The following is a 9,698-nucleotide window of genomic DNA, read 5'->3' on the forward strand; positions in this document are numbered from 1 at the left end:
AGGGAAATTGAGCGGGAAAGATGACCAGATCTTACAATCTCAATGCGGGCAGACAAAGAAACAGCAGCACCTAACACACGGTCATACTGCATGGCAGTACTTTTGAATAAAATATTACAACATTCGCGGGCTGTCGCTTTTGTCCTGACAGTTCCTTTCCCGTCGGAAAGAAACTGCCACGACAGCATACCGCGAAACGTTGCCAACAATTATAAAAATCCGTACTACATGGATAATAGAGTACTAAAAAACATACGATATTTTGAGATAAAACCTGATGATTACCACGGAAAATTTGATGGTATGATTGGGAATATTTATCAGAATTCGCTTGACACAAAATACATTGGACAGAGAATTGCAAGAAAGCTAAATGAGTTCGGATTTATTTCAGGAGAATTTGACCATATTTATATAAATCTCTCACAAAAATTAAATGATAACGAGATAAATGAGAGCCCTGTATTTTTGGATAAGCAGATAAAATTTTATGATTATGGTTTAAATGCTTCCGTATTTAATAATCTGACTGATTCCGAAAAAGACGCAATAATAAAGGAGATAACTTTTAAGGTTTTAAATTGGATTTATAAAAATGATGATTTAAAAATTGAATTGATTAAGAACGTTAAAGACTTGATAGATAAATACAATAGGTGTTTATTGATTAAATATACAACAAAAGAGACAAGTCAATATCGGATTGACCTTAGTTTCCAAATTCGACCAAATGATGATAAGTCTAAATTGATAACTGAATACACAGACAAGAAAGAAAATATAACTAAGCAGACAATCACAGACATTCTGGATTATGAAGATTTATATTCATTAGTTGATAAAGTAGCAATAAAAGAAGGATTGATTATTTTTCAGCCTAAGAAAAGCTATCACGCTGAACTCGTAGCTGGAAAATATAAAAATCAGTCTTGGAATATTGAGATTAAAAATATGATAAATAAAAAATAACTGTTGGCAACAATGTATATACAAAATAGGCGATACAGTAGTAAATTCAAGGGTTGTAGCCCGATTCAACATTGTAACGGTTTGATAAGTTTGAAGCCCGCAATCGCCTACTTTGCATATACTCAACGTTGTGCTTCATTATTTCAAAAGGAAAGTAAAACCTTATAAATATGAATATTGAGAAATTAAAAACTTACAACCAAAAATTATTAGCTCTTTTAGGTTCTATATTAGTTTTAATAGCTTTTGTCGGATTGATAATGATGATTGTTGCTGGCATCTCTGAACTTAAATGGATGATGGGATCTAATGAGGATGAAACTGGGATACTGTCTGAAGAAAAAATTGAAGAATTACAGAAAGAGAAAAAGCGTCAACAAGTTATATCATATGATTTCCCTAGATTGGTGGATACGGTTAATTCAATTTACATTATTCCAGTAAGACATCAAACACTAAATTCAGCAGAATATATTGATGAAGGAGTTCTTGGAATTATGGATTCTTTTGAAAAAGTTAAAACAGACGATAGGTATTCAAGCTATTATTATGGCTCTTTTAATAATTTGATTGTTTATGATTTAAAGAATAAAACAACTAAAAAATTATTTGATAGTAGAGTAAACTTTGGTGCAATAAGAACTGAGGTTTTTGACGATGATATTTTGATTTTATTTACAGCTGCTAGCCAAGATACATATAGAGATGGAGTTGTTAATCTCAAAGATTTAAAATCCTTATATATCTATTCAATCAAAAACCAAGATATTAGAGTGATATCTAACAAAGGGGCTGATATAGCACATTATGATTTCATACATGACAGTAAGGATTTATTGGTTAGGTTCGGTATTGACTATAACGATGATGGAAAGTATGATGATAACTCCGAGCCATCTACAGTTAAGAAATATGATTTTAAATCTGATAAAATTGAGGATATTGTTTCGAAAGATTTAAATATTGAATTACAAAAACTGCTTGAAGGTTCTAAAAAATAACGAAAGCACAACACGCGGTCATAGTGCATGCGGTTTTGTTTTAATTTGCAAACCCACATTCCGTATGCCGTCGTTTTCGGCTTGACAGTCTTCACTTCGTGTGACTGTCAACCGCACGACACCATACCGCGGGAACGTTGGCATGCATTAAAAAAAGAACCATACAACAATGAAAAAATATCTCATTCTTATAACAGTTCTAATCCCAATTACAATTTTCAGTCAGACTGATTTTAAAGGTAAATTGACAGTTCCAATTGCTGATTATGTTGATTCTCTCCAAGTTTCGTTCGGATTAAATATATTTCAAAAAATTAATGGAGATTCCATCGTTTTGACTGATAAATGTGAATACTTCGGTACAATTAAAATTTATCGAAATAATAAACTGATTTATGAATTTAAAGAGAGTGATGGATTGTCACCTGAGATCGATATATTTAACAAAGGGATTTGTTTGATATTCAACGATTTATATATTTTCAAAGTTGACAATAGACCTTCGATTAATTCATACTTGATAATTAAACGTGACTTTGATAAATTCAAATTAATCGGATTAACAGAAACCTCTTCTGCTTTTATTTTCGCAGATATTGACAATGATGGAAAAATTGAAATTGGTGGGTTTAAATTTCCCTTTGAAGGCGGGATTGATGCAAATGGTCAACGCCTTGATTTATACCAGGACAGATTTAGAATTTATGAAATATCGTATAAAATAAAACGAGAACCAGATTTAGAATATAGATTAACAAAGTTCATACTCGACTATATAGATGATCCTTGGACTGATAAGAATTCTAAGCCTATTTATTATTATCAACCTTTTATTATAACTGATATTAATAAAAACAAACTAGGAAATTTAAGGGAATTTCGTCAATTCGGATTTATTTCAAAATACAAGCTAACAGATAAGTACCTTAAAAATTTTCCAGTGAATAGATTAAGAATAATGCGAAATGAAATTTTCGCAGCTCATGGATATAAATTTAAATCGGGAGACTTGAATGACTACTTTTCGAAGCAAATTTGGTATAAACCATGTTGTACTGATGTAACCAAAGCATTGACTGAAATCGAGAAATATAATATTCAGAAAATAAAAGAGTTTGAAAAAAAATAACGCATGCCAACACGCGGTCATAGTGCATGGCAGTACTTTTAAACCAAATAATTCAACGTTCGCTACCGGCTCTTTTCGTCCTTACAGTTCCTATCCTATCGGACAGAAACTGCCACGACACCATACCGCGGGAACGTTGGGTGGCATTTAGGAGAAACGGCATAACATGATACTATTTACAATATTAATATTGATTATTTTCTTTTCAGCCAAGCGAGTGGAATGGATAGCGAATTGGTATAAAAAGATTATTACTGAACCTTATAATTACTATGCACTATTAATATTACTTGTAATCGGATTTTTTGGACATTTAGATTATACAGATAGATGGGGATGTATTGTTGGCGGAGAATCAATTTTTGACACTAAAAACATTCTTTTCTCATCAATATCGGTAACTCTAATTCTAATTTCATTTTTTCTCAGACTAAGGATTTTAAAAGTCAGCTTAGTACTTGTTGAATTAGCATTCTGGATTTTCAAATTGTTCTATTTTAAGGGTGGATATGTTGTTTCCATTGCAGCTGCGCCTGACCCAATAATCTCATTTTATGATTCCTTGACTCTAGCATTACGACTTTTCATAATAACTGGACTAATACGGACAAATATAAAGTCGATTTACATTATAATATGCACTTTGACAATTATGGCAATTAAAGTGTTTGGATTCCCAACCCAATTGAGTATGATTGTTGAAGGTGAAAAAAGCAAGCAGAGAGCTGAAATTACGAAAAAAAAACTTATTGGAGACTGGACAGGAATTTATGAATACGACTCTACTTATATGGGCAAGACTACACATATTGTCGATAGTGCAACGATTAGATTTGATAGTTTATTCATAACTATATACGACTTTCAAGAAATTGATAGTCTTCAGTTAAAAATGGAGTTTGATTATGAATTTGGCGGACACTTTCACAACGGAATTAAGAATGATTGGAGAAACCAATATGATTTTTGGATAAGAAATTTAACAAGTGATTCATTAGATATTATTTTAACTCAATCTCTTGATGATTACTTCTTTAAACTAATAAAAACGCCACCCAACACGCGGTCATAGTGCATGCGGTTTTGTTTTAATTTGCAAACCCACATTCCGTATGCCGTCGTTTTCGGCTTGACAGTCTCCACTTCGTGGGACAGTCAACCGCACGACACCATACCGCGGGAACGTTGGGCAACATATTTAGACAGACAGTAAATATGAAGAAACAAATCCTCTTCATTTTAAATATCTTTATCTTCAATTTTTGTAATGCGCAAAATTATCGAGCAGAAAATAAACTATGGAATTGTCTTAATGAAACATTTCAAGAATATAATTTGAATTTACAAAATGAGCTTGAAAATTTTGAAAAGGATCTAATTCAAAGTGGCATACTAAAAGACAATTCTGGCGAAAGTTACTATAACATATTTGAACAAATAAAGTCTTTAGAGAATATAAACCTTGAATTTGAGTATTCCTTGCTCGATACTCTCAAAGCTCACTCTGACACTTTTAACTTGAATTCTACTTTGCCTAAATGCTTACTGAGTATAGAAGACTTTAAATCAAAAAAGTATTACCAAAAATCTAAGTTATTTGAGTTAAATATCGTACTAAACACTTTTAAAGATTCTACTTATATAAGTTTAAGTAACATAGCTAATGTAATCTGCAAAATCTTATCACCTGAAGATTTTGAACATAAATATTATAAAATGACTACTTTGATGTTATTAGCTACAACTAGAGATACAGATTCTGGCCTCTTAAAAAAAATCCCAGATCAGACTGAGGAATATAAATCAAAAACTAAAAAAAGAAATTTGTTGAATGTGTATATCGCAACAGACGTAGATTCTGTATTTGTCAATGATAAAAAAATACAAATAAGTGAGTTGAGCGGATTAGTTAAAAAATATATTCTAAGTGATTCAACTAACTCCTTAATGCCAGAATTACAGACTGTTAATATTGATTTACTAGGACAATGTCAACAATCTAAACTTATTGTTTCATTACAAAATGAAATAGAAACGAAATACAAAACATATCTCAGTGTTCAAAATCAGCTTACTGATGCTTATAATTCTGTTAGAAATGATAAAGCCTTGGAGTATTTTAATAGAGAATTTGAACTCCTTTCAGATGAGGAGAAAAAAGCAATCAAAGAGTTAATTCCTATAAGGATAACTGAGACTGAACCCAAATAATATAATACGTTGCCCAACACGCAGTCATAGTGCATGCGGTTGTGTTTTAATCAGCAAACCCACATTCCGTATGTCGTCGTTTTCGGCTCGACAGTCTCCACTTCGTGGGACAGTCAACCGCACGACACCATACTGCGGGAACGTTAGTGGCAAGCGGGAAAAAAGTAATTGGATTTATAAAAATTACCTATGATTAAATTAAGATTTACGAATAGTATCAAGATTACGATAGACCAATTCAGACCAGAAATAATTTCAGATTCTTTAAAATCAATTGGATTTAAAAATATCAAAATTAATGATGATACTGTTCTATTTAAATGTGATATCAAAGATCAAGAACTTGAATCTTTTCAAAGAAAGTATGGCGATGGAAAATTATCATTCAAACAAGATGTTGACTTCATTAAAATTACTATAATTACAGATATCAAAAATGGTTTTAGGTTTTCATTACTATTCACTTTGACACTAGTTATAATAACTATATATTCTGGACTAACTACGGACAAAAATATTGAAAATACATTCCTATTTGGAGGAGCATTATTACTTTCATTCATTTTAGAATATTTTATTGATAGTTCAATGATTAATTATCAACAAAAAAAATTATTGAAACTGATTGATAAAGAGATTAGAACCGCCAGCCACTAACACGCGGTCATAGTGCATGCGGTTTTGTTTTAATCTGCAAACCCACATTCCGTATGCCGTCGTTTTCGGCTTGACAGTCTCCACTCCGTGGGACAGTCAACCGCACGACACCATACCGCGGGAACGTTGCAGGTAATTAAAACTAAACTACGAAATGAAATACTTATTTATAATTTCAATACTAACATTTTCATTCAACCTTGTTCATTTACATCCTGAGAACCAACAAGAACTAAAATGGTGGATAAAAAACCATCATATTACATTTGGAATTCCCCAAACTCCAGACGGTTTTGAACGTTTTTTGGATTGTGGCGATGTAATAGCTTTTCGGAAAAAAGTAAATGACACACTTATCGTGTATTCAAGAGGTAGTTCAATTGCAGAAAATGTTGCAGAATTGAATAAAAGTATTCAAAAATCGAATTGGAATATTTTAAGATATCCAATTTATACTCAAAAAAATGGAACAATTGTTGTTCAAAATATGAGAAAATGGACATTCCTAATAAAACCTGACACATTATATCTCTTGGATACTTACGATGAAAAAAAAGCAGATAAACACATGAAAATAATGGAAAAGTTTTTCCAAAAAGAGATAACAGAAAAAGAATTTAAAAAGTTAGTTAATGAAAATGAAGCTAAAGACTATAGTTTTATTCCTAAGTTTAAGGCAATCTACTTCAAGGGAATTTTTGACAAAAAAAATACATACAAGTTTAGCAAAAAGGAAAACTTCAGAAAAGAAACTGTCACTTTAAAAAACTCTTGGACTGAAAATGGGACAAAATATTATGAAATAAATCTAAAAACAAATACCGCAGGAAATTATATTTTAAGCGAAGATTTTAACTTTATAAATACTGAGAACTGTAATGAATAACTACCTGCAACACGCGGTCATAGTGCATGCGGTTTTATTTTAACCTGCAAATCCACATTCCGTATGCCGTCGTTTTCGGCTTGACAGTCTCCACTTCGTGGGACAGTCAACCGCACGACACCATACCGCCAAACCGTTAGGCATAAATTTATAAAATGAAGAGATTTACCTTTTTTATATTGACCTTGTCTATAAGTTTGACTTTATTCGCAAAGACAAACAAAGCATTGAATGATTCTGTTGAAATTAAGAATATAGGCCATGAAATATTAAATGGAACTAATATTTCCCAGATAGATGAAGATTATATTTACAAGCTTATATCAAACATTATAATTAAGGATTCTGTTGATAGAGCATTTTATTTTAAAGTTTTTGAAATTATATATCAGCAATTACCTGAATATGTAGCACAAGGAGAGCATGAATTTATGCCGACCTGGATTAATACATACATTAAACTTTACTGTTTAAATTATCCAAACGATTTTTTCAATTTGACAGATACTAGAATTTCAAAGTTTGCACTTGAGATTGGTGAATTATTAAAATCTCAAGAAGAAGATCCTAAAGGATATGCTAAAGAATATCTTGCAAAGATTAAAGAAAAGTGTAATTCTGAATACCTAGAGAAATTTGAATTATTTTCAAAAAACTTAATAATGACAATTGATAAATAAAAAAATCTATGCCTAACACGCGGTCATAGTGCATGGCAGTCATTTTAAACAAAAAATATCAACGTTCGCTGCAAACGCCTTTCGTCCTGACAGTTCCTTTCACGGGTGAAAGAAACTGCCACGACACCATACCGCGGGAACGTTAGCGGTAATGTGATAAAGAATAAACTTTGACGAAACGAGACAAGATCATATTTTCGATTGTAACACTTTTATTAACTATAATAATTGTAGTAACATTCTTCGACAATTTTACTTTTACCCTGAGTGTATTAATTATCGGAATTGTTGCGGCCAGTTTCATTTTTGTGCTTGATTTATACAGAAAATCAAAAACTTCACGAATATTAATTCATGTTGTAGCTTCAGTTTTGATTTCGATGATTTTAGGGTCTAGAATACAAGATTTCATAATTAATAGAGAAAAGGATGAATTAAAACCAATCATAAATTCAATTGAAACTTTTAAAAAACAAAATGGATTCTATCCACCTGAACTAGAAGAATCTTTAATCAAGAATTTTGACGATAAAATAGATTATGAATTAAATTCTAAGAACAATGAATTTAGTTTGACATTAAGAATAAATCGCTTTAAAGAACTAAAATATAATGGATTTCATTATGAATGACATTAGAAAAAAACACTACCGCTAACACGCGGTCATAGTGCATGCGGTTTTGTTTTAATTTGCAAACCCACATTCCGTATGCCGTCGTTTTAGGCTTGACAGTCTCCACTTCGTGGGACAGTCAACCGCACGACACCATACCGCGGGAACGTTGTGCCTAATTGTAATAAGACAAATCATATTTAAAATGATGAAATCTCTAATTCTCTTTTTCTTTATTTCCTTTGTTACTTTTGGACAAGAGAAAACAAGAGAAAATACGAATCAACATGCCAATTCAGATTCAACAGTATTACTGAAAAGTAATGAAATAGCTCACTCAAAAGATTTTGAAAAACTTGGATTTGAATTAATGGAAAGTGAAACACTTAACAAATTGAAACTCGGAATCCAAGATTCTGATCTTGCTACGATACTTGGTTTACCGGATGATACAACTAAAAATGAGTTGTGGGGCGCTGATGGATTATATCATCAGACCTATAAATATTCTAAACTTGGAATTAAGCTAGACTTGATTGGAGAAACTAAATCGGATAAGGTTATTAATATGATTACTGCGATAAATCCATGTCCTTTTAAGACAAGTAAAGGAATTTCAATTGGGAGTAACTATCAGAAAGTTGAACAAGCATATAAAGATTATTTAAATTCAAATTTTTCAAATGCAGAAACCTTAGTTGCTGGTTCAATTTATGGAGGCGTGATTTTTAGCTTCGAAAATGGAGAAGTAAAGTCAATTTTTATTGGAGCTAGCGCTGAATAAATGAAAAGAAACAACTAGGCACAACACACGGTATAGTGCATGGCAGTACTTTTTAAATAAAATAATTCAACGTTCGCAGCTGGCTCTTTTCGTCTTGACAGTTCCTATCCTGTCGGACAGAAACTGCCACGACACCATACCGCGGGAACGTTGTGTGTAATTTTGAAAAATGAGAGACAAAAACGATCATATGATTGAATTATTGGAAGCTTCAAAATCTAACAATATTTTTTCCTCTCTGATTCGACACACGATAAACGGAGAGACTTTAAATCTTCGTTTCGGAATTATAAATGCTGATTATTCTCGATTAAAACAGATTCTTGAATTTAGACCTTTTGAAGATACTGGAGTAGCTCCATATCGTTACTTTTTTTCTTTATCGTATCGTAAAGACCAAGACAATAAAAAGATAGCGTTTATTTCTGTGCGTGTTGAGCAGCTTGATAAACATAAACAATATGAATTTGAATTAAGTAGAAAGTTCATTTCAAATTTATTGTGGTTTAACGAGTTGACTGACAAAGAAGAAGTTAAAGACTTAATAGAAAAATAAAAACTACACACAACATGCGGTCATAGTGCATGCGGTTCTTTTAACTCGCAATACCACATGCATCCTGGCGTCGTTTTCGGCTTGACAGTCTCCACTTCGTGGGACAGTCAACCGCACGACACCATACCGCAGGACCGTTATAGCCAATTATGACAAAGCCTGTAAATAAGTTTAGGTTATAAAAAATGAATAAAAATTACATTTCGATTAT

Annotated in this window: 12 protein-coding genes; 11 read left to right on the top strand and 1 reads right to left on the bottom strand. The window is 31.9% G+C overall.

Annotation, left to right across the window (positions count from 1 at the left end; all coding sequences use genetic code 11):
* The coding region (locus ACE1EF_RS19575) for a hypothetical protein (RefSeq protein WP_375722401.1) at nucleotides 1–206 on the bottom strand (206 nt) is incomplete at its 3' end.
* 22 nt (nucleotides 207–228) lie between these two features.
* Here ACE1EF_RS19575 and ACE1EF_RS19580 point away from each other — a divergent pair.
* From ACE1EF_RS19580 to ACE1EF_RS19630, 11 genes are all read left to right on the top strand, one after another.
* Nucleotides 229–969, top strand: a complete 741-nt coding sequence (locus tag ACE1EF_RS19580) for a hypothetical protein (protein ID WP_375722402.1) — start codon at nucleotides 229–231, stop codon at nucleotides 967–969.
* Between the two features lie 170 nt (nucleotides 970–1,139).
* Nucleotides 1,140–1,970, top strand: coding sequence for a hypothetical protein (locus ACE1EF_RS19585; protein ID WP_375722403.1), 831 nt, complete (start codon nucleotides 1,140–1,142; stop codon nucleotides 1,968–1,970).
* 169 nt (nucleotides 1,971–2,139) lie between these two features.
* The gene (locus ACE1EF_RS19590; protein ID WP_375722404.1) at nucleotides 2,140–3,099 is read left to right on the top strand and encodes a YARHG domain-containing protein; all 960 of its coding nucleotides are present in this window, start codon (nucleotides 2,140–2,142) and stop codon (nucleotides 3,097–3,099) included.
* Nucleotides 3,100–3,265: 166 nt separating this feature from the next.
* The gene (locus ACE1EF_RS19595) at nucleotides 3,266–4,171 is read left to right on the top strand and encodes a hypothetical protein (protein WP_375722405.1); all 906 of its coding nucleotides are present in this window, start codon (nucleotides 3,266–3,268) and stop codon (nucleotides 4,169–4,171) included.
* Between the two features lie 143 nt (nucleotides 4,172–4,314).
* On the top strand, nucleotides 4,315–5,310 hold the full coding sequence (locus tag ACE1EF_RS19600) for a hypothetical protein (protein WP_375722406.1): 996 nt from the start codon (nucleotides 4,315–4,317) through the stop codon (nucleotides 5,308–5,310).
* 189 nt (nucleotides 5,311–5,499) lie between these two features.
* A complete protein-coding gene (locus ACE1EF_RS19605) occupies nucleotides 5,500–5,967 on the top strand; it encodes a hypothetical protein (protein WP_375722407.1) in 468 nt (155 codons plus the stop codon).
* A gap of 154 nt (nucleotides 5,968–6,121) precedes the next feature.
* Nucleotides 6,122–6,853, top strand: coding sequence for a hypothetical protein (locus ACE1EF_RS19610; protein WP_375722408.1), 732 nt, complete (start codon nucleotides 6,122–6,124; stop codon nucleotides 6,851–6,853).
* A 155-nt stretch (nucleotides 6,854–7,008) separates the two neighbouring features.
* Nucleotides 7,009–7,533, top strand: a complete 525-nt coding sequence (locus tag ACE1EF_RS19615; RefSeq protein ID WP_375722409.1) for a hypothetical protein — start codon at nucleotides 7,009–7,011, stop codon at nucleotides 7,531–7,533.
* 170 nt (nucleotides 7,534–7,703) lie between these two features.
* A complete protein-coding gene (locus tag ACE1EF_RS19620) occupies nucleotides 7,704–8,165 on the top strand; it encodes a hypothetical protein (protein ID WP_375722410.1) in 462 nt (153 codons plus the stop codon).
* A 187-nt stretch (nucleotides 8,166–8,352) separates the two neighbouring features.
* Nucleotides 8,353–8,931: a hypothetical protein gene (locus tag ACE1EF_RS19625; RefSeq protein ID WP_375722411.1), complete on the top strand. Its 579-nt coding sequence runs from the start codon at nucleotides 8,353–8,355 to the stop codon at nucleotides 8,929–8,931.
* Between the two features lie 169 nt (nucleotides 8,932–9,100).
* A complete protein-coding gene (locus ACE1EF_RS19630) occupies nucleotides 9,101–9,487 on the top strand; it encodes a hypothetical protein (RefSeq protein ID WP_375722412.1) in 387 nt (128 codons plus the stop codon).
* The last annotated feature ends 211 nt before the right edge of the window (nucleotides 9,488–9,698 follow it).

Origin of the sequence: Quyinboa sediminis (assembly GCF_042219855.1) — a bacterium.
Taxonomy (GTDB): domain Bacteria; phylum Bacteroidota; class Bacteroidia; order Bacteroidales; family UBA5342; genus JBHJHP01.

What these genes read in the sequence shown, in the direction of transcription:
- ACE1EF_RS19580 (WP_375722402.1), top strand. Translation starts at nt 229, where the DNA reads ATGGATAATAGAGTACTAAAAAACATACGATATTTTGAGATAAAACCT.
- ACE1EF_RS19585 (WP_375722403.1), top strand. Translation starts at nt 1,140, where the DNA reads ATGAATATTGAGAAATTAAAAACTTACAACCAAAAATTATTAGCTCTT.
- ACE1EF_RS19590 (WP_375722404.1), top strand. Translation starts at nt 2,140, where the DNA reads ATGAAAAAATATCTCATTCTTATAACAGTTCTAATCCCAATTACAATT.
- ACE1EF_RS19595 (WP_375722405.1), top strand. Translation starts at nt 3,266, where the DNA reads ATGATACTATTTACAATATTAATATTGATTATTTTCTTTTCAGCCAAG.
- ACE1EF_RS19600 (WP_375722406.1), top strand. Translation starts at nt 4,315, where the DNA reads ATGAAGAAACAAATCCTCTTCATTTTAAATATCTTTATCTTCAATTTT.
- ACE1EF_RS19605 (WP_375722407.1), top strand. Translation starts at nt 5,500, where the DNA reads ATGATTAAATTAAGATTTACGAATAGTATCAAGATTACGATAGACCAA.
- ACE1EF_RS19610 (WP_375722408.1), top strand. Translation starts at nt 6,122, where the DNA reads ATGAAATACTTATTTATAATTTCAATACTAACATTTTCATTCAACCTT.
- ACE1EF_RS19615 (WP_375722409.1), top strand. Translation starts at nt 7,009, where the DNA reads ATGAAGAGATTTACCTTTTTTATATTGACCTTGTCTATAAGTTTGACT.
- ACE1EF_RS19625 (WP_375722411.1), top strand. Translation starts at nt 8,353, where the DNA reads ATGATGAAATCTCTAATTCTCTTTTTCTTTATTTCCTTTGTTACTTTT.
- ACE1EF_RS19630 (WP_375722412.1), top strand. Translation starts at nt 9,101, where the DNA reads ATGAGAGACAAAAACGATCATATGATTGAATTATTGGAAGCTTCAAAA.